Origin of the sequence: Enterobacter sp. SM3 (assembly GCF_009811935.2) — a bacterium.
GTDB classification, from domain to species: domain Bacteria; phylum Pseudomonadota; class Gammaproteobacteria; order Enterobacterales; family Enterobacteriaceae; genus Enterobacter; species Enterobacter asburiae_D.
On sequence record NZ_CP099971.1, the window covers coordinates 748157 to 771069 of the forward strand.

General features: G+C 56.4%; 18 protein-coding genes and 1 pseudogene. 17 read left to right on the plus strand and 2 right to left on the minus strand.

Annotated elements, in window-relative coordinates; genetic code table 11:
* Positions 1 to 49 precede the first annotated feature (49 nt).
* Positions 50 to 1372, plus strand: a complete 1323-nt coding sequence (locus GVO84_RS03455; RefSeq protein WP_159515489.1) for an MFS transporter — start codon at positions 50 to 52, stop codon at positions 1370 to 1372.
* Here the strand turns inward: GVO84_RS03455 and satP are convergent.
* Positions 1349 to 1915, minus strand: a complete 567-nt coding sequence (satP, locus tag GVO84_RS03460; RefSeq protein WP_023334461.1) for an acetate uptake transporter — start codon at positions 1913 to 1915, stop codon at positions 1349 to 1351. The genes GVO84_RS03455 and satP overlap by 24 nt on opposite strands.
* 296 nt (positions 1916 to 2211) lie before the next feature.
* On the opposite strand from satP, the gene dnaK reads away from it, so the two are divergent.
* From dnaK to nhaR, 4 genes are all read left to right on the plus strand, one after another.
* A complete protein-coding gene (gene dnaK, locus GVO84_RS03465; protein WP_024907421.1) occupies positions 2212 to 4125 on the plus strand; it encodes a molecular chaperone DnaK in 1914 nt (637 codons plus the stop codon).
* An 87-nt stretch (positions 4126 to 4212) separates the two neighbouring features.
* Positions 4213 to 5358: a molecular chaperone DnaJ gene (gene dnaJ / locus GVO84_RS03470; RefSeq protein WP_159515490.1), complete on the plus strand. Its 1146-nt coding sequence runs from the start codon at positions 4213 to 4215 to the stop codon at positions 5356 to 5358.
* 172 nt (positions 5359 to 5530) lie between these two features.
* Positions 5531 to 6706, plus strand: coding sequence for a Na+/H+ antiporter NhaA (gene nhaA / locus GVO84_RS03475; protein ID WP_159515491.1), 1176 nt, complete (start codon positions 5531 to 5533; stop codon positions 6704 to 6706).
* A gap of 58 nt (positions 6707 to 6764) precedes the next feature.
* Positions 6765 to 7664, plus strand: a complete 900-nt coding sequence (gene nhaR / locus GVO84_RS03480) for a transcriptional activator NhaR (RefSeq protein WP_029740864.1) — start codon at positions 6765 to 6767, stop codon at positions 7662 to 7664.
* A gap of 57 nt (positions 7665 to 7721) precedes the next feature.
* Here nhaR and rpsT read toward each other — a convergent pair whose 3' ends face one another.
* Positions 7722 to 7985 carry a 30S ribosomal protein S20 gene (gene rpsT / locus GVO84_RS03485; RefSeq protein ID WP_003856458.1) on the minus strand — a complete coding sequence of 88 codons (264 nt, stop codon included), beginning with the start codon at positions 7983 to 7985 and terminating at the stop codon, positions 7722 to 7724.
* Between the two features lie 101 nt (positions 7986 to 8086).
* On the opposite strand from rpsT, the pseudogene GVO84_RS03490 reads away from it, so the two are divergent.
* The 12 genes and pseudogenes from GVO84_RS03490 to kefC all read left to right on the plus strand — a co-directional run bounded on the left by GVO84_RS03490 (position 8087) and on the right by kefC (position 22857).
* Positions 8087 to 8305 (plus strand): annotated as a pseudogene (locus GVO84_RS03490) (DUF2575 domain-containing protein).
* Positions 8306 to 8312: 7 nt separating this feature from the next.
* On the plus strand, positions 8313 to 9239 hold the full coding sequence (gene ribF, locus GVO84_RS03495; protein WP_159515492.1) for a bifunctional riboflavin kinase/FAD synthetase: 927 nt from the start codon (positions 8313 to 8315) through the stop codon (positions 9237 to 9239).
* 45 nt (positions 9240 to 9284) lie between these two features.
* Complete coding sequence (ileS, locus tag GVO84_RS03500; RefSeq protein WP_159515493.1) at positions 9285 to 12101, plus strand: isoleucine--tRNA ligase; 2817 nt, start codon at positions 9285 to 9287, stop codon at positions 12099 to 12101.
* Positions 12101 to 12601 (plus strand): signal peptidase II, encoded by a 501-nt coding sequence (gene lspA, locus GVO84_RS03505; protein WP_048975056.1) that lies wholly within the window; start codon positions 12101 to 12103, stop codon positions 12599 to 12601. The genes ileS and lspA overlap by 1 nt, the downstream gene beginning before the upstream one ends.
* A gap of 117 nt (positions 12602 to 12718) precedes the next feature.
* Positions 12719 to 13168 carry an FKBP-type peptidyl-prolyl cis-trans isomerase gene (gene fkpB / locus GVO84_RS03510; RefSeq protein ID WP_003856450.1) on the plus strand — a complete coding sequence of 150 codons (450 nt, stop codon included), beginning with the start codon at positions 12719 to 12721 and terminating at the stop codon, positions 13166 to 13168.
* Between the two features lies 1 nt (position 13169).
* Positions 13170 to 14120: a 4-hydroxy-3-methylbut-2-enyl diphosphate reductase gene (ispH, locus tag GVO84_RS03515; RefSeq protein ID WP_159515494.1), complete on the plus strand. Its 951-nt coding sequence runs from the start codon at positions 13170 to 13172 to the stop codon at positions 14118 to 14120.
* Positions 14121 to 14325: 205 nt separating this feature from the next.
* The gene (gene dapB / locus GVO84_RS03520; RefSeq protein ID WP_159515495.1) at positions 14326 to 15147 is read left to right on the plus strand and encodes a 4-hydroxy-tetrahydrodipicolinate reductase; all 822 of its coding nucleotides are present in this window, start codon (positions 14326 to 14328) and stop codon (positions 15145 to 15147) included.
* Positions 15148 to 15600: 453 nt separating this feature from the next.
* On the plus strand, positions 15601 to 16749 hold the full coding sequence (gene carA / locus GVO84_RS03525) for a glutamine-hydrolyzing carbamoyl-phosphate synthase small subunit (RefSeq protein ID WP_010427050.1): 1149 nt from the start codon (positions 15601 to 15603) through the stop codon (positions 16747 to 16749).
* A gap of 18 nt (positions 16750 to 16767) precedes the next feature.
* A complete protein-coding gene (carB, locus tag GVO84_RS03530) occupies positions 16768 to 19992 on the plus strand; it encodes a carbamoyl-phosphate synthase large subunit (RefSeq protein WP_023310356.1) in 3225 nt (1074 codons plus the stop codon).
* Between the two features lie 139 nt (positions 19993 to 20131).
* Positions 20132 to 20365 carry a YgdI/YgdR family lipoprotein gene (locus tag GVO84_RS03535; RefSeq protein ID WP_023310357.1) on the plus strand — a complete coding sequence of 78 codons (234 nt, stop codon included), beginning with the start codon at positions 20132 to 20134 and terminating at the stop codon, positions 20363 to 20365.
* Between the two features lie 103 nt (positions 20366 to 20468).
* A complete protein-coding gene (kefF, locus tag GVO84_RS03540; protein ID WP_159515496.1) occupies positions 20469 to 20999 on the plus strand; it encodes a glutathione-regulated potassium-efflux system oxidoreductase KefF in 531 nt (176 codons plus the stop codon).
* The gene (gene kefC / locus GVO84_RS03545; protein ID WP_121424996.1) at positions 20992 to 22857 is read left to right on the plus strand and encodes a glutathione-regulated potassium-efflux system protein KefC; all 1866 of its coding nucleotides are present in this window, start codon (positions 20992 to 20994) and stop codon (positions 22855 to 22857) included. The genes kefF and kefC overlap by 8 nt, the downstream gene beginning before the upstream one ends.
* Positions 22858 to 22913 lie beyond the last annotated feature (56 nt).

The window sequence follows — 22913 nt, forward strand, 5'->3', positions numbered from 1 at the left end:
TTACGATTGCTGTAAAAATAAATCCACAATACACGCATAATGGTTCGCTATGTCACATAACACCCGACCTCTGAATCGACAGGACTACAAAACCCTCACGCTCGCGGCCCTAGGCGGCGCGCTGGAGTTTTACGACTTTATCATCTTCGTCTTTTTCGCCGCCGTGGTGGGAGAGCTCTTCTTCCCGGCGGATATTCCGGAATGGCTGCGTCAGGTGCAAACCTTCGGCATTTTTGCCGCCGGGTATCTGGCGCGTCCGCTGGGCGGCATTGTCATGGCCCACTTTGGCGATCTGGTCGGGCGCAAGAAGATGTTTACCCTTAGCATCCTGCTGATGGCCGTACCCACGCTGGCCATTGGTTTGCTGCCCACCTATGCCTCGATGGGCATCCTTGCTCCGTTGCTGCTGTTGCTGATGCGCGTACTTCAGGGCGCGGCGATTGGCGGTGAAGTGCCGGGCGCGTGGGTGTTTGTCGCAGAGCATGTTCCGGCCCGCCGCATTGGTATCGCCTGCGGAACCTTAACGGCGGGGCTGACCGTCGGAATCCTGCTCGGTTCGGTGGTCGCAACGATTGTTAACACCAGCATGACGCAGCAGGCCGTGCACGACTGGGGCTGGCGTATTCCGTTCCTGCTGGGCGGGGCGTTTGGTCTGGTCGCGATGTACCTGCGCCGCTGGCTGCAGGAGACGCCGATTTTCCTCGAGATGCAGCAGCGCAAAGCGCTGGCGCAGGAGCTGCCGGTGAAGGCGGTCGTGGTTCGCCATAAAAAAGCGGTGGTGGTGTCGATGCTGCTCACCTGGCTGCTTTCGGCGGGCATTGTGGTGGTGATATTGATGTCCCCGGTGTGGCTGCAAAAGCAGTACGGCTTCGCCCCTGCCGTGACGCTTCAGGCGAACAGTATCGCGACAATCATGCTCTGCTTTGGCTGTCTGGCCGCCGGGCTGGCAGCAGATCGTTTCGGTGCCAGCGTTACCTTTATCGTCGGCAGCCTGCTACTGGCCGCGTCAAGCTGGGCGTTTTACCATCTGGCGGGCAGCCATCCTGAACAGCTGTTCCTGCTGTACGGCGCGGTAGGGCTGTGCGTGGGCGTAGTGGGTGCTGTGCCTTACGTCATGGTACGAGCTTTCCCGCCGGAAGTTCGTTTCACCGGGATCTCGTTCTCTTACAACGTTTCATATGCCATTTTCGGCGGGCTGACGCCTATTGCGGTTACCGTACTGATGGGCGTGTCGCCGATGGCGCCAGCCTGGTATGTACTCGCGCTCTCGCTGATGGGGCTGGTATTAGGATTTTGGCTTCGTCAGGCGGGGGGATGTCGTGCCCGCGAGGCGGACACGACAGAGGGATCAGTGTTTTTCACCAATAGGTAGAATGGTGCGGTCAAACTGCTCGTTCAGCACTTCGCCCATTGCCAAGTAGATAGCGCTTGCGCCGCAAACCAGACCAATCCAGCCTGCAACATGAACGATGCCTTCGTTATCCACCAGGTGACCAATCGCCAGCAGGGCGAACAGTACGGTCAGGCTCAGGAAAACGAACTGCAGCATGCGGTTACCTTTCAGGGTACCGAAGAACATGAACAGGGTGAAGACGCCCCACAGGCCCAGGTAAACGCCCAGGAAGTGGGCGTTTGCCGCGTCCGCCATGCCCATTTTAGGCAGCAGCAGAATGGCAACCAGGGTCAGCCAGAAAGAACCGTAAGAGGTGAAGGCGGTTAAGCCAAAGGTATTGCCTTTCTTATATTCCAGCAGGCCCGCGAAGATTTGCGCGATACCGCCGTAAAAAATGCCCATCGCCAGGATGATGCCATCCATCGGGAACATCCCGATATTGTGCAGGTTCAGCAGGATAGTGGTCATGCCAAAACCCATCAGGCCCAGCGGAGCCGGATTAGCCAACTTAGTGTTGCCCATAAGTCCTCAAAAAAATCATCATTAATATGGTGAAATGGTTAAACCCGCGTCAGTACTCCCTGACTGGGCGCGGCATCATAATGGGCGCAATCGATGGCGTCTATGATCTCATCAGGGTGAAATTAAAATTTTTTTTATGCTTGCCCCTTGATGGATGCCGTCGCGACCCCATCTTGTAGTCAACCGCAGTGTGTGGACCTGAAAAAAATCAAATCTGGGCAGTTGAAAAAGCACGTTCTGCCCTTATTACAGGTACACAACCACATGTTGACTGAATTTTTAGTGGAGACGTTTAGATGGGTAAAATTATTGGTATCGACCTGGGTACTACCAACTCTTGTGTAGCGATTATGGATGGCACTACTGCACGCGTGCTGGAGAACGCCGAGGGCGATCGCACCACGCCTTCTATCATTGCTTATACCCAGGATGGTGAAACTCTGGTTGGTCAGCCGGCTAAACGTCAGGCAGTGACAAACCCGCAAAACACCCTGTTTGCGATTAAACGCCTGATCGGTCGCCGCTTCCAGGACGAAGAAGTTCAGCGTGACGTTTCCATCATGCCTTACAAAATCATCGCGGCAGATAACGGCGATGCATGGCTTGATGTGAAAGGCGCTAAAACTGCACCACCGCAGATTTCTGCTGAAGTGCTGAAAAAAATGAAGAAAACCGCTGAAGATTACCTGGGTGAGCCGGTAACTGAAGCTGTTATCACCGTACCTGCATACTTCAACGATGCTCAGCGTCAGGCAACCAAAGATGCTGGCCGTATCGCAGGTCTGGAAGTAAAACGTATCATCAACGAACCAACCGCTGCTGCACTGGCTTACGGTCTGGATAAAGAGGTTGGCAACCGTACTATCGCGGTTTACGACCTGGGTGGTGGTACCTTCGATATCTCTATTATCGAAATCGACGAAGTTGACGGCGAAAAAACCTTCGAAGTTCTGGCAACCAATGGTGATACCCACCTGGGTGGTGAAGACTTCGATACCCGTCTGATCAACTACCTCGTTGACGAGTTTAAGAAAGATCAGGGCATTGACCTGCGTAACGACCCGCTGGCGATGCAGCGCCTGAAAGAAGCCGCTGAGAAAGCGAAGATCGAGCTGTCTTCCGCTCAGCAGACCGACGTGAACCTGCCGTACATCACTGCAGACGCGACCGGTCCTAAACACATGAACATCAAAGTGACCCGTGCGAAACTGGAAAGCCTGGTAGAAGACCTGGTGAACCGTTCTATCGAGCCGCTGAAAGTTGCTCTGCAGGACGCTGGCCTGTCCGTATCTGACATCCAGGACGTTATCCTGGTGGGTGGTCAGACCCGTATGCCAATGGTTCAGAAGAAAGTGGCTGAATTCTTTGGTAAAGAACCACGTAAAGACGTTAACCCGGACGAAGCGGTCGCAATCGGTGCTGCGGTTCAGGGTGGCGTACTGACCGGTGAAGTTAAAGACGTACTGCTGCTGGACGTTACCCCGCTGTCTCTGGGTATCGAAACCATGGGCGGTGTGATGACTGCGCTCATCAACAAAAACACCACCATCCCAACGAAACACAGCCAGGTGTTCTCTACCGCTGAAGATAACCAGTCTGCGGTAACCATCCATGTGATTCAGGGTGAGCGTAAGCGTGCGGCGGATAACAAATCTCTGGGTCAGTTCAACCTGGATGGTATCAACCCGGCACCGCGCGGCATGCCGCAGATCGAAGTGACCTTCGACATCGATGCTGACGGTATCCTGCACGTGTCTGCGAAAGACAAAAACAGCGGTAAAGAGCAGAAGATCACCATCAAGGCATCTTCTGGCCTGAACGAAGCAGAAATCGAAAAAATGGTTCGCGATGCCGAAGCTAACGCGGAATCCGACCGTAAGTTCGAAGAGCTGGTTCAGACCCGTAACCAGGGTGACCATCTGCTGCACAGCACCCGTAAGCAGGTTGAAGAAGCGGGCGACAAACTGCCAGCGGAAGACAAAACTGCTATCGAAGCTGCACTGAGTGCGCTGGAATCCTCACTGAAAGGTGAAGACAAAGCGGACATCGAAGCGAAGATGCAGGAGCTGGCGCAGGCTTCTCAGAAGCTGATGGAAATCGCTCAGCAGCAGCACGCTCAACAGCAGGCGGGCGCTGACGCTTCGGCGAACAACGCGAAAGACGACGACGTTGTCGACGCTGAGTTCGAAGAAGTTAAAGATAAAAAATAATCGCCCTGATGCAGGGTAATTAATCGGCACGGGCGTAGGAGAACTCTCCACGCCCGTGCTCGCATGTTAAGGGGCTTAAAAAAACCAATGGCAAAGCAAGACTATTACGAGATTTTAGGCGTTCCGAAAACTGCGGAAGAGCGTGAAATCAAAAAGGCGTACAAGCGCCTGGCCATGAAATTCCACCCGGACCGTAACCAGGGTGACAAAGAGGCTGAAGCCAAATTTAAAGAGATCAAAGAAGCCTACGAAGTCCTGACCGATGCACAAAAACGTGCAGCCTATGACCAGTACGGTCACGCAGCCTTTGAACAGGGCGGCATGGGCGGCGGTGGATTCGGTGGCGGCGGCTTTGGCGGCGGCGCTGACTTCAGCGATATCTTTGGCGACGTATTTGGCGACATCTTCGGCGGCGGTCGTGGTCGTCAGCGCGCGGCGCGCGGCGCGGACCTGCGCTACAACATGGAGCTGACGCTGGAAGAGGCCGTTCGCGGTGTCACCAAAGAGATCCGTATCCCGACGCTGGAAGAGTGTGACGTTTGCCACGGCAGCGGCGCGAAAGCGGGTACGCAGCCTCAGACCTGTCCAACCTGTCACGGCTCTGGTCAGGTACAGATGCGTCAGGGCTTCTTCGCGGTACAGCAGGCCTGTCCGCACTGTCACGGTCGCGGTACGCTGATTAAAGATCCGTGCACCAAATGCCACGGCCACGGTCGCGTTGAGAAAACCAAGACCCTGTCCGTTAAAATCCCGGCTGGCGTTGATACGGGCGACCGCATCCGTCTGGCAGGTGAAGGCGAAGCGGGCGAGCATGGCGCACCGGCAGGCGATCTGTACGTTCAGGTGCAGGTGAAGCAGCACGCTATTTTCGAGCGTGAAGGTAATAACCTGTACTGTGAAGTGCCGATCAACTTCGCGATGGCGGCACTGGGCGGTGAAATCGAAGTACCGACGCTGGATGGTCGCGTGAACCTGAAAGTGCCGGGCGAAACCCAGACCGGTAAGCTGTTCCGCATGCGCGGGAAAGGCGTTAAATCTGTTCGCGGTGGTGCGCAGGGCGACCTGCTGTGCCGCGTCGTCGTGGAAACGCCGGTTGCCCTGAACGACAAGCAGAAACAGCTGCTGAAAGAGCTGCAGGAGAGCTTTGGCGGCCCGACGGGTGAGAAAAACAGCCCGCGCTCCAAAAGCTTCTTCGATGGCGTCAAAAAATTCTTCGATGATTTGACCCGTTAATCTGTTCTCAGTTTTTCATCTGCAAAGGCCCGGAAGCGATTCCGGGCTTTTTCTATTTATGGGTATTGCTCGGTAAAACTGAATCTATACTCAATATTAATCTGTTTTTGCCGAGCTATCTGGCTTGGTATTATGGTTTTATCGAGGTATTGTTGTAACAGAGAGAATTAAAGTGAAATTACTACACCGTTTTTTTAGCAGTGAGGCGTCCGGCGGCGTGATCCTGATTATTGCCGCTGCGGCCGCGATGGTGCTGGCTAACCTTGGCATCACGCAGGAATTCTACCATGCATTTCTGGAAACGCCCGTTGAGCTGAAGGTCGGGGCGCTCGAAATTAACAAGAACATGCTGCTGTGGATCAACGATGCGCTGATGGCGGTGTTCTTCCTGCTCGTCGGGCTTGAGGTTAAGCGTGAGCTGGTACTGGGCTCGCTTGCCAGCCGCCAGCGCGCGGCGTTTCCGGTGATTGCCGCGCTCGGTGGGATGGTAGTGCCGGCGCTGCTCTTCCTGGCGTTCACCTGGCAGGATCCTGTTGCGCGTGACGGCTGGGCGATCCCGGCCGCGACGGATATCGCCTTTGCGCTCGGTGTCTTAGCCTTGCTCGGTAGCCGCGTGCCGGTGGCCCTGAAAATCTTCCTGATGGCGCTGGCGATCATCGATGACCTGGGCGCCATTGTGATTATCGCGCTGTTCTACACCAGCGATCTGTCGATCCTGTCCCTGAGCGTGGCCGCTGGGGCGATTGCAGTGCTGGCGCTGCTGAACATCTTCAATGTTCGCCGCATCGGTATCTATATCCTGGTGGGGATGGTGCTGTGGACGGCGGTGCTCAAATCGGGCGTGCACGCCACGTTGGCAGGAGTAATCGTCGGTTTCTTCGTGCCGCTTAAGCCGCAGGACGGCAAGTCGCCTGCCAAACAGCTGGAGCACGTGCTGCACCCGTGGGTTGCCTTTATGATCCTGCCGCTGTTTGCGTTTGCCAACGCGGGCGTTTCCCTCGGCGGCGTGACGCTGGACGGGCTGACGTCCGTGCTGCCGCTGGGCATCATTGCTGGGCTGTTTATCGGTAAGCCGCTGGGCATTAGCCTCTTCTGCTGGCTGGCGACGAAGCTGAAGCTGGCGTCTTTGCCGCACGGCACCACCTTTAAGCAGATTATGGCCGTCGGCGTGCTGTGTGGCATCGGGTTTACGATGTCGATCTTTATCTCGACGCTGGCGTTTGGTGCGCATGCGCCTGAGCTTATCGTCTGGGCTAAACTCGGCATTCTCATCGGGTCATTACTGGCCGCGGTAATCGGTTATACCTTGTTGAAGGTGAAATTGCCCGGACAGGCTGTCCAGGCATAACGGAACACCGGGAGGAGGCGATCCTTCTCCCGATACACACTCAGGGAGAGAAGACGCGATGTCTCATTTAAATTACAACCATCTGTACTACTTCTGGCACGTCTATAAACAGGGCTCGGTGGTGGGAGCGGCAGAGGCGCTCTACCTGACGCCGCAAACCATCACCGGGCAAATCAAGGCCCTTGAAGAGCGCCTGCAGGGCAAGTTGTTTAAGCGTAAAGGTCGTGGGATTGAACCCAGCGAACTGGGCGAACTAGTGTTCCGCTATGCGGACAAAATGTTCACCCTGAGCCAGGAGATGCTGGATATCGTCAACTACCGCAAAGAGTCGAACCTGCTCTTTGACGTGGGCGTGGCGGATGCGCTGTCCAAGCGGCTGGTGAGCGGCGTGCTGGATGCGGCGGTGGTGGAAGATGAGCAAATCCATCTGCGCTGCTTTGAATCCACCCACGAGATGCTGCTGGAACAGCTGAGCCAGCACAAGCTGGACATGATTATCTCGGACTGCCCGATTGACTCCACTCAGCAGGAAGGGCTGTTCTCGGTGAAGATTGGCGAATGCGGTGTCAGCTTCTGGTGCATTAACCCGCCGCCGGAAAAACCGTTCCCCGCGTGCCTGGAAGAGCGCCGCCTGCTGGTACCGGGAAGGCGTTCCATGCTCGGACGCAAGCTGCTGAACTGGTTTAACTCGCAGGGGCTAAAGGTAGAAATCCTCGGTGAGTTCGACGATGCGGCGCTGATGAAAGCCTTTGGCGAAGCGCATAACGCGATCTTCGTTGCGCCGACGCTGTACGCGCACGATCTCTATTCGGACGATAAGATTACGGAGATAGGCAGAGTGGATAACGTGATGGAGGAGTATCACGCAATATTTGCCGAACGGATGATTCAGCACCCGGCGGTGCAGCGAATCTGTAACCGTGACTACGCGGCGCTGTTTACGCCACCGGCAATCTGAAGGCATAAAAAAACCCGCGTTAAGCGGGTTCTTTAAACAAGCAACAACAAGTAGCGATTAAGCCAGTTTGTTGATCTGCGCGGTCAGGTTTGCTTTATGACGCGCTGCTTTGTTTTTGTGGATCAGACCTTTAGCAGCCTGACGATCCACGATTGGTTGCATTTCGTTAAATGCGTTCTGCGCTGCAGCTTTGTCGCCTGCTTCGATTGCTGCGTATACTTTCTTGATGAAAGTACGCATCATAGAGCGACGGCTTGCGTTGTGCTTACGAGCCTTTTCAGACTGAACGGCACGTTTCTTAGCTGATTTGATATTAGCCAAGTCCAACTCCCAAATATGTTCTATGTGGACAATTCAAAGGCCGAGGAATATGCCCTCTTTGCCTTCTTTTGTCAATGGATTTGTGCAAATAAGCGCCGTTAATTAGCGACGCTACGTTACGTAGTGATGGCGCAGGATTCTACCAGCTTGTCTTCCCTGAATACAGCCTTTCGGCATAAAAATCGCAGTTCACGAGCAGATTTTTTCGCTGCGAAAGGTCAGCCTGATGAAATCATTACGGCTTTCTGTTTTGCGCGAACAATCGCCGGTTAACCTTAACCGCTGTACAAGGTATACTTTGGCGATTTTCACTGTTTTGAGCCAGACATGAAGCTGATACGCGGCATACATAATCTCAGCAGCGCGCCACACGGGTGCGTGCTGACCATTGGTAATTTCGACGGCGTGCATCGTGGTCATCAGGCGCTGTTGCAGGGATTGCGTAAAGAAGGGCAGGCCCGCGGCCTGCCCGTTGTAGTGATGATTTTCGAGCCGCAGCCGCTGGAGCTGTTCGCGGGCGATAAATCTCCCGCCCGCCTCACTCGCCTGCGTGAGAAGCTGCGCTATCTGGCGGAGTCCGGCGTGGACTATGTATTGTGTGTACGTTTCGATCGTCGCTTTGCCGCGCTGACAGCACAAAATTTCGTCAGTGACCTGCTGGTTAAGCGTCTTGGCGTGCAGTTTCTCGCCGTGGGCGATGATTTCCGCTTTGGCGCTGGTCGTCAGGGCGATTTCTTGCTATTACAGAAGGCTGGTCTGGAGTACGGATTTGACGTCACCAGCGCGATGACCTTCTGCGAAGGCGGCGTGCGCGTCAGCAGCACGGCGGTTCGTCGGGCACTGGCCGATGACGAACTGGATACGGCGGAAACCCTGCTGGGGCATCCGTTCACTATCTCTGGCCGCGTGGTCCATGGCGATGCGCTGGGCCGCACGATAGGCTTCCCGACGGCGAATATACCGCTGCGTCGTCAGGTTTCCCCGGTTAAAGGGGTGTATGCGGTGGAAGTGGCAGGACTGGGCGATAAGCCGTTTTACGGCGTCGCCAACATTGGCACGCGTCCGACCGTCGCCGGTGTGCGTCAACAGCTAGAAGTGCACCTGCTGGACGTTGTAATGGACCTCTATGGTCGCCATATAGATGTGATACTGCGTAAAAAAATACGCAACGAGCAGCGATTTGGTTCGCTGGATGAACTAAAAGCGCAAATTGCGCGAGATGAATTGACGGCCCGCGAGTTTTTTGGGCTTTGAACCCGGCTTAACTGCCTACGTGATAAATACGGAACCGAGAATCTGATGAGTGACTATAAATCAACCCTGAATTTGCCGGAAACAGGGTTCCCGATGCGCGGCGATCTCGCCAAGCGCGAACCGGGAATGCTGGCGCGTTGGACCGATGATGACCTGTACGGCATCATTCGTGCAGCCAAAAAAGGCAAAAAATCCTTCATTCTGCATGATGGCCCTCCATATGCGAATGGCAGCATTCATATTGGTCACTCGGTTAACAAGATTCTGAAAGACATTATCGTGAAGTCCAAAGGCCTCACGGGATATGACTCGCCTTACGTTCCGGGCTGGGACTGCCACGGTCTGCCAATCGAGCTGAAGGTAGAGCAAGAGTTTGGCAAGCCGGGTGAGAAGTTCACCGCTGCCGAGTTCCGGGCGAAGTGCCGCGAATACGCCGCTACGCAGGTTGACGGTCAGCGCGCTGACTTCATCCGTCTGGGCGTGCTGGGCGACTGGTCGCACCCGTACCTGACCATGGACTTCAAAACTGAAGCCAACATCATCCGTGCGCTGGGTAAAATCATCGGTAACGGCCACCTGCACAAAGGCGCTAAGCCGGTGCACTGGTGCGTGGACTGCCGCTCTGCGCTGGCAGAAGCGGAAGTGGAGTATTACGACAAAACCTCTCCATCTATCGACGTGGCGTTCCATGCCGTCGATCAGGATGCGGTGAAAGCCAAATTTGGCGTGTCGTCCGTTAACGGCCCAATCTCTTTGGTTATCTGGACCACCACCCCGTGGACCCTGCCAGCCAACCGCGCGATCTCCCTGTCCGGTGAGTTCGAATACGCGCTGGTTCAGATTGACGGTCAGGCGGTTATCCTGGCGAAAGATTTGGTTGAGAGCGTGCTGAAGCGCGCGCATATCACCGACTACACCGTGCTGGGCACCGTGAAAGGTGACGCGCTGGAGCTGATGCGCTTCAAACACCCGTTCCTGGACTTCGACGTTCCGGCGATCCTGGGCGACCACGTGACGCTGGAAGCGGGTACCGGTGCGGTGCATACCGCCGGTGGCCACGGTCCTGACGACTACAGCATCAGCCTGAAGTACGGTCTGGAAATCGCTAACCCGGTTGGCCCGGACGGATCTTACCTGCCTGGCACCTACCCGGCGCTGGACGGTATCAACGTCTTCAAAGCGAACGACATCATCGTCGACATGCTGCGCACCAGCGGCGCGCTGCTGCACGTAGAAAAAATGCAGCACAGCTATCCGTGCTGCTGGCGTCACAAAACCCCGATCATCTTCCGTGCGACCCCGCAGTGGTTCATCAGCATGGATCAGAAAGGCCTGCGCGAGCAGTCTCTGAAAGAGATCAAAGGCGTGCAGTGGATCCCTGACTGGGGCCAGGCGCGTATCGAATCCATGGTGGCTAACCGTCCTGACTGGTGTATCTCCCGTCAGCGTACCTGGGGCGTACCGATGTCTCTGTTCGTACATAAAGAGACGCAGGAGCTGCACCCGAACACCCTGGAACTGATGGAAGAAGTGGCGAAGCGCGTCGAAGTTGACGGCATTCAGGCGTGGTGGGATCTCGACTCCCGCGACATCCTGGGCGCTGACGCAGACAGCTACGAGAAAGTGCCGGATACCCTGGACGTGTGGTTCGACTCCGGGTCTACCCACTCCTCCGTGGTTGACGTGCGCCCGGAGTTTGCCGGTCACGCTGCCGATATGTATCTGGAAGGGTCTGACCAACACCGCGGCTGGTTCATGTCATCTCTGATGATCTCCACCGCTATGAAGGGTAAAGCACCTTACCGTCAGGTACTGACTCACGGCTTCACCGTGGATGGTCAGGGCCGTAAGATGTCCAAATCTATCGGTAACACCGTTTCTCCGCAGGATGTGATGAACAAGCTGGGCGCAGACATTCTGCGTCTGTGGGTGGCATCCACTGACTACACCGGCGAAATGGCGGTGTCTGACGAGATCCTGAAGCGTGCTGCCGACAGCTATCGTCGTATCCGTAACACCGCGCGCTTCCTGCTGGCGAACCTGAACGGGTTCGATCCGGCAAAAGACATGGTGAAACCGGAAGAGATGGTGGTGCTGGACCGCTGGGCGGTAGGCTGTGCGAAAGCAGCGCAGGACGATATCCTGAAAGCCTATGAGTCTTACGACTTCCACGAAGTGGTGCAGCGCCTGATGCGTTTCTGCTCCATCGAGATGGGCTCGTTCTACCTCGATATCATCAAAGACCGCCAGTACACCGCGAAAGCGGACAGCGTGGCGCGTCGTAGCTGCCAGACCGCGCTGTTCCACATCGCAGAAGCGCTGGTACGCTGGATGGCGCCGATCATGTCCTTCACCGCGGATGAAATCTGGGGCTATCTGCCGGGCGATCGTGAGAAGTATGTCTTCACGGGTGAGTGGTACGAAGGTCTGTTCGATCTCTCAAGCACTGAAGCGATGAACGATGCCTTCTGGGACGAACTGCTGAAAGTGCGTGGCGAAGTGAACAAGGTTATCGAGCAGGCGCGTGCGGACAAGAAAGTCGGCGGCTCTCTGGAAGCGGCAGTGACCCTGTACGCCGAACCGGAGCTGGCGGCCAAACTGACGGCGCTGGGCGATGAATTACGATTTGTCCTGTTGACCTCCGGTGCGAAAGTTGCGGATTATGCCGATGCTTCTGCTGATGCTCAGCAGAGCGAGCTGCTCAAAGGACTGAAAGTCGCGCTGAGCAAAGCCGACGGTGAGAAATGCCCGCGCTGCTGGCATTACACCACCGATGTTGGCCAGGTGGCGGAACACGCAGACATCTGCGGACGCTGTGTAAGCAACGTCGCCGGTGACGGCGAAAAACGTAAGTTTGCCTGATGAGTAAAACTCTCTGTTCAACAGGACTGCGCTGGCTGTGGCTGGTTGTGGTGGTGCTGATTATTGATCTGGGCAGCAAGTTCCTGATCCTCCAGAATTTCGCTCTGGGGGATACGGTCCCGCTGTTCCCGTCGCTTAACCTGCACTACGCACGTAACTACGGCGCAGCGTTTAGTTTCCTTGCCGACAGCGGTGGCTGGCAGCGCTGGTTCTTTGCGGGTATCGCTCTTGGTATCTGCGTGATCCTCGCGGTGCTGATGTACCGCTCGAAGGCCACGCAAAAGCTGAATAACATCGCCTACGCGCTGATCATTGGCGGCGCGCTGGGCAACCTGTTTGACCGCCTGTGGCACGGCTTTGTGGTCGATATGATCGACTTCTACGTCGGCGACTGGCACTTCGCGACCTTTAACCTGGCCGATACGGCAATTTGTATCGGTGCGGCGTTAATCGTGCTGGAAGGCTTCTTGCCTAAACCGGCCGCGAAAGAGCAGGCTTAATTGTCAATGCCGGGTGGCGCTGCGCTTACCCGGCCTACAGAATTTGTGGCCTCCCGTAGGCCCGGTAAGCGCAGCGCCACCGGGCAACAGGTGACCCAAAACAAGCGAGCAATTTGCATGTCTAAATCCGTACAGAGCAACAGCGCGGTTCTCGTTCACTTCACGCTGAAGCTGGATGACGGCTCCACGGCCGAATCCACCCGCAACAACGGCAAACCGGCCCTGTTTCGTCTTGGCGATACCTCACTTTCTGAAGGTCTTGAGCAGCAGCTTCTCGGTCTGAAAGAGGGTGAGAAAAAAGCCTTTTCGCTGGAGCCGGATGCCGCGTTTGGCGTGCCGAGCCCGGACCTGATCCAGTATTTCTCGCGCCGCGAGTTTATGGACGCGGGTGAACCGGAAATCGGGGCGATTATGCTCTTTACCGCTATGGACGGCAGCGAAATGCCTGGCGTGATCCGCGAAATCAACGGCGACTCTATTACCGTTGATTTCAACCATCCGCTTGCCGGGCGTACCGTTCATTTTGATGTTGAAGTGCTGGAAATCGATCCTGCACTGGAGGCCTGAAATGCAGATCCTGTTGGCTAACCCGCGCGGCTTCTGCGCCGGTGTAGACCGCGCTATCAGCATTGTTGAAAACGCGCTGGAGATTTACGGCGCGCCGATTTATGTGCGTCACGAAGTGGTGCATAACCGCTACGTGGTCGACAGCCTGCGCGAGCGCGGCGCAATCTTTATTGAGCAGATCAGCGAAGTGCCGGACGGTGCGATCCTGATCTTCTCCGCGCACGGCGTCTCGCAGGCGGTACGCAACGAGGCGAAAAGCCGCGACCTGACCGTATTCGATGCCACCTGTCCGCTGGTGACAAAAGTGCATATGGAAGTGGCGCGCGCCAGCCGTCGTGGTGAAGAGTCGATTCTGATTGGCCATGCCGGGCATCCGGAAGTCGAAGGCACCATGGGCCAGTACAGCAACCCGGAAGGGGGTATGTATCTGGTTGAGTCGCCTGAAGATGTGTTAACGCTGAACGTGAAAAATGAAGCCCGTCTGTCGTTTATGACCCAGACGACGCTCTCCGTAGACGATACCTCAGACGTGATTGACGCCCTGCGCCAGCGCTTCCCGAAAATCGTCGGTCCGCGTAAGGATGATATCTGCTACGCGACCACTAACCGTCAGGAAGCGGTGCGCGCACTGGCTGAACAGGCGGACGTGGTGCTGGTGGTCGGCTCCAAAAACTCGTCTAACTCCAACCGTCTGGCCGAACTGGCGCAGCGTATGGGGAAAATGGCTTTTCTGATTGATGACGCGTCGGATATTCAGGAAGAGTGGGTTAAACACGCGGCCTGTGTCGGCGTGACGGCCGGGGCGTCTGCGCCAGATATTCTGGTACAGAACGTCATTTCCCGTTTGCAGGAGCTGGGCGGTGGCGAAGCGGTGCCGCTGGAAGGACGTGAAGAGAACATCGTTTTCGAAGTCCCGAAAGAACTGCGCATCGACGCCCGCGAAGTCGAATAGTCCTTTTTCTGATGAAAGGCCAGCACCTCCTGTGCTGGCCTTTTTTTTACCCGTTACTTTATCGTGACGACAAAATCATGTCTTTTACTGATATTTAAGTCGGTTTCACGTTAAATTCTAATTATCGGTGTTTTCAGTTGGCAGTGCTTCTCAAGGCTGGTTAATCTGAAAACGGTTTACATCATTTTAACGTAAGAGAATAACTATGCATGATGCACAGATCCGTGTCGCCATTGCGGGCGCGGGTGGACGTATGGGCCGTCAGCTTATTCAGGCGGCACTTCAGATGGATGGCGTCGCGCTTGGCGCGGCCCTGGAGCGTGAAGGTTCTTCGCTTCTGGGGACCGATGCCGGTGAGCTGGCGGGCGCAGGCCACACGGGCGTTACCGTGCAAAGCAGCCTGGAGGCGGTAAAAGAGGACTTCGATGTCTTCATCGATTTTACCCGCCCGGAAGGGACGCTCGCGCACCTGGCGTTCTGTCGCCAGCACGGCAAGGGGATGGTGATCGGCACCACCGGTTTTGACGATGCGGGTAAGCAGGCTATCCAGGATGCATCAAAAGAGATTGCGATTGTCTTCGCCGCAAACTTCAGCGTGGGCGTTAACGTCATGCTTAAGCTGCTGGAGAAGGCCGCGAAGGTGATGGGCAACTACACGGATATTGAGATCGTAGAAGCTCACCACCGTTACAAAGTTGATGCGCCATCAGGTACGGCGCTGGCGATGGGCGAAGCGATTGCTCATGCACTCGATAAAGATTTAAAAGATTGTGCGGTCTACACCCGCGAAGGTTACACCGGCGAACGCGTGCCGGGCACCATTGGCTTTGCAACCGTGCGAGCGGGTGACATCGTCGGCGAACACACGGCGATGTTCGCCGATATTGGTGAACGCGTCGAAATTACGCATAAAGCCTCCAGCCGAATGACGTTCGCCAACGGCGCCGTACGTTCCGCCTTATGGCTTAAAACCAAGAAAGATGGCCTTTTTGATATGCGAGATGTGCTCGATCTCAACAATTTATAAGCATTATTACCCATCGTGATGTGGTTATTGCAGTCGTAATTGTTTGATTGCATAGGGCAATATTTTATTGCCCTTTTATTTTATCTATTTCATGGTGTATTTTACTCCAAGGGCACAAATATCTATCTGAAGTTGCATTTTTGCGTTACTGAAATGTAAATTTTGACCATTTGGTCCACTTTATTAAGCTCCATCGCGTTATTTTTTATTAAACCAGGCGCGCAAGCGTTTTCCGCAGTGATTTACCTGGTCTTTTTGTCGCTTAAGCCGCATTCCTCTCGCCAGGCCTGCAAAAGACTAAACAAAATATCCGTTTTAAGTTGACTTTTACCCACCAAATCCCCAGAATGCCGCCGTTTGCCAAAAATCCGCTGGCAACACATTTGCATTGATCCATGACATGCTATGAATTAATATGCAAATAAAGTGAGTGAATATTCTCTGGAGGGTGTTTTGATTAAGTCAGCGCTATTGGTTCTGGAAGACGGAACCCAGTTTATCGGTCGGGCCATAGGGGCAACGGGTTCGGCGGTTGGGGAAGTCGTTTTCAATACTTCAATGACCGGTTATCAAGAAATCCTCACTGATCCTTCCTATTCTCGCCAAATCGTTACTCTTACTTATCCTCATATCGGCAATGTCGGCACCAATGCGGCTGACGAAGAATCTTCTCAGGTACATGCGCAAGGCCTGGTCATCCGCGACCTGCCGCTGATTGCCAGCAACTTCCGCAATACCGAAGACCTCTCTTCTTATCTGAAGCGCCATAACATCGTGGCGATTGCCGATATCGATACCCGTAAGTTAACGCGTCTGCTGCGCGAGAAGGGTGCACAGAACGGCTGCATCATCGCGGGTGATAACCTCGATGCGACGCTGGCGCTGGAAAAAGCGAAAGCCTTCCCGGGCCTGAACGGCATGGACCTGGCGAAAGAAGTGACGACCGCTGAAGCCTACAGCTGGACGCAGGGTAGCTGGACGCTGGAAGGCGACCTGCCGGAAGCGAAAAAAGAGAGCGAGCTGCCGTTCCACGTGGTGGCCTACGATTTCGGCGCCAAGCGCAACATCCTGCGCATGCTGGTTGACCGCGGCTGCCGCCTGACGGTGGTTCCGGCACAAACGTCTGCCGAAGACGTGCTGAAGATGAATCCGGACGGTATTTTCCTGTCCAACGGCCCTGGCGACCCGGCGCCGTGCGATTACGCCATCGCCGCCATCAAGTCCTTCCTGGAAACCGACATCCCGGTATTCGGCATCTGTCTTGGCCATCAGCTGCTGGCGCTGGCGAGCGGTGCGAACACCGTTAAGATGAAGTTCGGCCACCACGGTGGTAACCACCCGGTGAAAGACATCGATAACAACACGGTGATGATCACCGCGCAGAACCACGGCTTTGCCGTCGATGAAGCCTCGATGCCGGCTAACCTGCGCGTAACCCATAAGTCACTGTTCGATGGCACTCTGCAGGGGATTCATCGTACCGATAAGCCAGCGTTCAGCTTCCAGGGCCACCCGGAAGCCAGCCCGGGCCCACACGATGCCGCGCCGCTGTTCGATCACTTCATCGAACTTATCGAGCAATACCGTAAGACCGCTAAATAATCAGGAGCCGAGAAGACAATGCCAAAACGTACAGACATAAAAAGCATCCTGATCCTTGGCGCTGGCCCGATCGTCATCGGCCAGGCCTGCGAATTCGACTACTCCGGCGCGCAGGCGTGTAAAGCCCTGCGTGAAGAGGGTTACCGCGTTATCCTGGTGAACTCTAACCCGGCGACCATCATGACCGACCCGGAAATGGCTGATGCAACCTACATCGAGCCGATTCACTGGGAAGTGGTGCGTAAAATCATCGAGAAAGAGCGTCCGGACGCGGTGCTGCCAACCATGGGCGGCCAGACGGCACTGAACTGTGCGCTGGAGCTGGAGCGTCAGGGCGTGCTGGAAGAGTTCGGCGTGACCATGATTGGCGCAACCGCCGACGCGATTGATAAAGCAGAAGACCGTCGCCGCTTCGACGTGGCGATGAAGAAAATCGGCCTCGACACCGCGCGTTCCGGTATCGCACACAACATGGAAGAAGCGCTGGCCGTCGCGGCTGACGTGGGCTATCCGTGCATCATCCGCCCATCGTTCACCATGGGCGGCACCGGCGGCGGCATCGCCTACAACCGCGAAGAGTTCGAAGAGATTTGCGAACGCGGTCTGGATCTCTCTCCAACCAAAGAACTGCTGATTGATGAATCGCTGATTGGCTGGAAAGAGTACGAGATGGAAGTGGTGCGTGATAAAAACGACAACTGCATCATCGTCTGCTCTATCGAAAACTTCGATGCGATGGGTATCCACACCGGTGACTCCATCACCGTTGCGCCAGCCCAGACCCTGACCGACAAAGAGTATCAAATCATGCGTAACGCCTCGATGGCGGTACTGCGTGAGATCGGCGTGGAAACCGGCGGTTCTAACGTGCAGTTCTCCGTTAACCCGAAAACCGGCCGTCTGATTGTTATCGAAATGAACCCGCGCGTGTCCCGTTCCTCCGCGCTGGCCTCTAAAGCGACCGGCTTCCCGATTGCGAAAGTGGCGGCGAAGCTGGCGGTGGGTTATACCCTCGACGAGCTGATGAACGACATCACCGGTGGCCGCACGCCTGCGTCCTTCGAGCCGTCCATCGACTACGTTGTTACCAAAATTCCTCGCTTCAACTTCGAGAAATTCGCAGGCGCGAACGACCGTCTCACCACCCAGATGAAATCTGTCGGTGAAGTGATGGCGATTGGCCGCACGCAGCAGGAATCCCTGCAGAAAGCGCTGCGCGGCCTCGAAGTGGGCGCGACCGGCTTCGACCCGAAAGTGAGCCTGGACGACCCGGAAGCACTGACGAAAATCCGCCGCGAACTGAAAGACGCGGGCGCAGAGCGTATCTGGTACATCGCCGATGCCTTCCGTGCGGGCCTGTCCGTCGACGGCGTGTTCAACCTGACCAACATCGACCGCTGGTTCCTGGTGCAGATTGAAGAGCTGGTGCGTCTGGAAGAGCAGGTCGCTGAGCTGGGCATCACCGGCCTGGACGCTGATTTCCTGCGCGTGCTGAAGCGTAAAGGCTTCGCCGATGCGCGTCTGGCTAAGCTGGCGGGCGTGCGTGAAGCGGAAATCCGCAAGCTGCGTGACCAGTACGACCTGCACCCGGTCTACAAGCGCGTGGACACCTGTGCGGCTGAATTCTCGACCGATACCGCGTACATGTACTCCACCTATGAAGACGAGTGCGAAGCGAACCCGTCCGTCGACCGCGACAAGATTATGGTGCTGGGCGGCGGTCCAAACCGTATCGGCCAGGGCATCGAGTTCGACTACTGCTGCGTACACGCCTCCCTGGCGCTGCGCGAAGACGGTTACGAGACCATTATGGTCAACTGTAACCCGGAAACCGTATCGACCGACTACGACACCTCTGACCGCCTCTACTTCGAGCCGGTGACGCTGGAAGACGTGCTGGAAATCGTGCGCATCGAGAAGCCAAAAGGCGTTATCGTGCAGTACGGTGGCCAGACCCCGCTGAAGCTGGCGCGCGCGCTGGAAGCAGCAGGCGTGCCGGTTATCGGCACCAGCCCGGACGCGATTGACCGTGCGGAAGACCGCGAGCGTTTCCAGCAGGCGGTTGACCGTCTGAAGCTGAAACAGCCGGCGAACGCCACCGTCACCGCCATCGAAATGGCCGTTGAGAAGGCGAAAGAGATTGGCTACCCGCTGGTGGTGCGTCCTTCGTACGTGCTGGGCGGCCGCGCGATGGAAATCGTGTATGACGAAGCCGACCTGCGCCGCTACTTCCAGACCGCGGTAAGCGTCTCCAACGATGCGCCAGTGCTGCTCGACCGCTTCCTCGACGACGCGGTGGAAGTGGACGTGGACGCTATCTGCGACGGCGAAATGGTGCTGATTGGCGGCATCATGGAGCACATCGAGCAGGCGGGCGTACACTCCGGCGACTCCGCCTGTTCTCTGCCAGCGTACACCCTGAGCCAGGAGATCCAGGACGTGATGCGCCAGCAGGTGCAGAAGCTGGCCTTCGAGCTGCAGGTTCGCGGCCTGATGAACGTCCAGTTCGCGGTGAAAGATAACGAAGTCTACCTGATTGAAGTGAACCCGCGTGCGGCACGTACCGTACCGTTCGTCTCCAAAGCCACCGGCGTACCGCTGGCGAAAGTGGCGGCGCGCGTGATGGCGGGCCAGACGCTGGCGCAGCAGGGCGTGACCAAAGAGATCATTCCACCGTACTACTCGGTGAAAGAAGTGGTGCTGCCGTTCAACAAATTCCCGGGCGTTGACCCGCTGTTAGGGCCAGAAATGCGCTCTACCGGGGAAGTGATGGGCGTGGGCCGCACCTTCGCAGAAGCGTTCGCGAAGGCGCAGCTGGGCAGTAGCTCCACCATGAGAAAATCAGGCCGTGCGCTGCTCTCCGTTCGCGAAGGCGACAAAGAGCGCGTGGTTGACCTCGCCGCTAAGCTGCTGAAACAGGGCTTCGAGCTGGATGCAACCCACGGTACGGCGATTGTGCTGGGCGAAGCCGGTATCAACCCGCGTCTGGTGAACAAGGTGCACGAAGGTCGTCCGCACATTCAGGACCGTATCAAGAATGGCGAATACACCTACATCATCAACACCACCGCAGGCCGCCAGGCGATTGAAGACTCCAAGCTGATTCGCCGCAGCGCGCTGCAGTACAAAGTGCACTACGACACCACCCTGAACGGCGGTTTCGCAACGGCCATGGCGCTGAACGCGGATGCCACCGAGAAGGTGATTTCAGTGCAGGAAATGCACGCGCAGATTAGCAAGTAAGTCAAAATGCCCGGTGCCGTTCGGTTGCCGGGCATTCTCCCCATCTTCAGAACCTTCTGGTTTTTCATCCGCTTTCAGTCAGTTAGCCTAAAATGGTTAGGTCGATAACGAAATTCAACTGAGAGCAGGGGAAAACACCATGCAAAATAAATTACTGATCGCTTCCGTTCTGGCTGCCACGACAATGTTTACCGTTGCGGGCTGTTCGTCTAATCAGGCCGTAAAAACCACCGATGGCAAAACCATTGTCACCGACGGCAAACCGCAGGTGGATGACGATACCGGACTAGTGTCGTACAAAAACGCCGAAACCGGTCAAACCGAGCAGATCAACCGTGACCAGGTGAAATCCATGGGCGAGCTGGATAACTAATTCAGAATTCTGACGTAAGCCCGTCAATAATATTCACTATTAGCCTGTTGAATTACTGACTACACTCTTTTGTTAAAAGAAAGCAGTAACAACAGGCTAATCAATGATTCTGATAATTTATGCCCATCCATATCCGCAGCACTCGCATGCGAATAAGCGGATGCTTGAGCAGGTAAGGACGCTTGATAACGTAGAGATACGTTCCCTCTATCAACTCTATCCCGATTTTAATATCGATATTGCCGCCGAGCAGGAGGCGCTTTCCCGTGCCGATCTGATTGTCTGGCAGCATCCCATGCAGTGGTACAGCACGCCCCCGCTCCTGAAGCTGTGGATTGATAAAGTCTTCTCCCACGGCTGGGCGTACGGCCACAACGGCAATGCGCTAAAAGGAAAAAGCCTGATGTGGGCGGTCACTACCGGCGGAGGGGAAAGCCACTTTGATATCGGTTCCTTCCCGGGGTTTGACGTCCTGGCGCAGCCGCTGCAGGCGACTGCGCTCTATTGCGGCCTGAACTGGCTCCCGCCGTTTGCGATGCACTGCACGTTCGTTTGCGACGATGAAACGCTGCAGGCGCAGGCTCGCCATTATAAACAACGCTTACTTGAGTGGCAGGAGGCGCACCTTGGATAGCCATACGCTGATACAGGCGCTGATTTACCTCGGCGCGGCGGCGCTGATTGTGCCCGTGGCGGTACGCCTGGGGCTGGGCTCTGTTCTCGGCTACCTGATTGCGGGCTGCGTTATTGGGCCGTGGGGCTTTCGTTTAGTCACCGATGCTGAAGCGATACTGCATTTCGCTGAAATTGGCGTGGTGCTGATGCTGTTCGTGATTGGCCTGGAGCTCGACCCGCAGCGGCTGTGGAAGCTTCGCGCCTCGGTATTTGGCGGTGGGGCGCTGCAGATGGTGGCCTGCGGCCTGCTGCTGGGCGGGTTCTGTATCCTGTTGGGCATGGACTGGAAAGTGGCTGAGCTCATCGGCATGACGCTGGCGCTCTCCTCAACGGCCATTGCCATGCAGGCGATGAACGAGCGAAATCTGACGGTATCCCAGATGGGACGCAGCGCGTTCTCGGTGCTGCTGTTCCAGGACATTGCCGCCATCCCGCTGGTGGCGATGATCCCGCTGCTGGCGGCTAGCGGTTCCTCTACCACGCTGGGCGCTTTCGCGCTGTCGGCGCTGAAGGTGGCGGGCGCACTGGCGCTGGTGGTGCTGCTTGGCCGCTACGTGACCCGCCCGCTGCTGCGGTTTGTTGCCCGCTCTGGCCTGCGCGAAGTGTTCAGCGCCGTGGCGCTGTTCCTGGTGTTTGGCTTCGGTCTGCTGCTGGAAGAGGCCGGGCTGTCGATGGCGATGGGGGCGTTCCTCGCAGGCGTTCTGCTGGCGAGCTCTGAATACCGTCACGCGCTGGAAAGCGATATCGAGCCGTTCAAAGGGTTGCTGCTGGGGCTGTTTTTCATTGGCGTCGGGATGTCCGTCGACTTCGGCACGCTGGTGACGCACCCGCTGCGGATCGTCATCCTGCTCGTCGGCTTCCTGGTCATTAAAATGGTGATGCTGTGGCTGATTGCGCGTCCATTGAACGTGCCGGGCAGGCAGCGCCGCTGGTTTGCCGTGCTGCTGGGGCAGGGGAGTGAATTTGCGTTCGTGGTCTTTGGCGCCGCGCAGATGGCAAACGTGCTCGATCCCGAGTGGGCGAAAGCGCTGACGCTGGCGGTCGCACTGTCGATGGCGGCGACGCCTGTGCTGCTGGTGGTGCTGACGCGCCTGGAAAAATCGGACAGCGAGCAGGAGCGCGAAGCCGATGAGATTGACGAGGAGCAGCCGCGCGTCATCATCGCCGGATTTGGCCGCTACGGGCAGATTGTGGGCCGCTTACTGCTGTCGAGCGGAGTGAAGATGGTTATCCTCGATCACGATCCCGACCATGTCGATACCCTGCGTAAATTCGATATGAAGGTGTTCTACGGGGATGCGACCCGCGTCGATCTGCTGGAATCCGCCGGGGCGGCAAAAGCCGAGGTATTGATTAACGCCATTGACGATCCGGAAACCAGCATGCAGATGGTGGAGCTGGTAAAAGAACATTTCCCGGCGCTGACCATTATTTCCCGCGCGCGCGATGTGGATCACTACATCCGGCTGCGGCAGGCGGGCGTAGACGCGCCGGAGCGTGAAACGTTCGAAGGTGCGCTGAAGTCTGGCCGTGTGGCGCTTGAAAACCTCGGGCTCGGCGCGTATGAAGCGCGCGAGCGGGCGGACCTGTTCCGCCGCTTTAATACCGAGATGGTTGAAGAGATGGCAGCGATGGCCGGCAGTACGGCCACCGAGCGCGCGGCGGTGTTTAAACGCACCAGCGCGATGCTGACGGAAATCATTAACGAGGACCGTAACCACCTGTCGCTTACCCAGCGCCATGGCTGGCAGGGCACGGAAGAGGGCAAGCATACCGGCGATCCGGCTGACGAGCCCGAGAGTAAACCTTCCGCGTGAAGTGGAGTTGCCAGCAATATTAAAAAATTTCTTTATCTTTACCCTGCCGCCAGTCG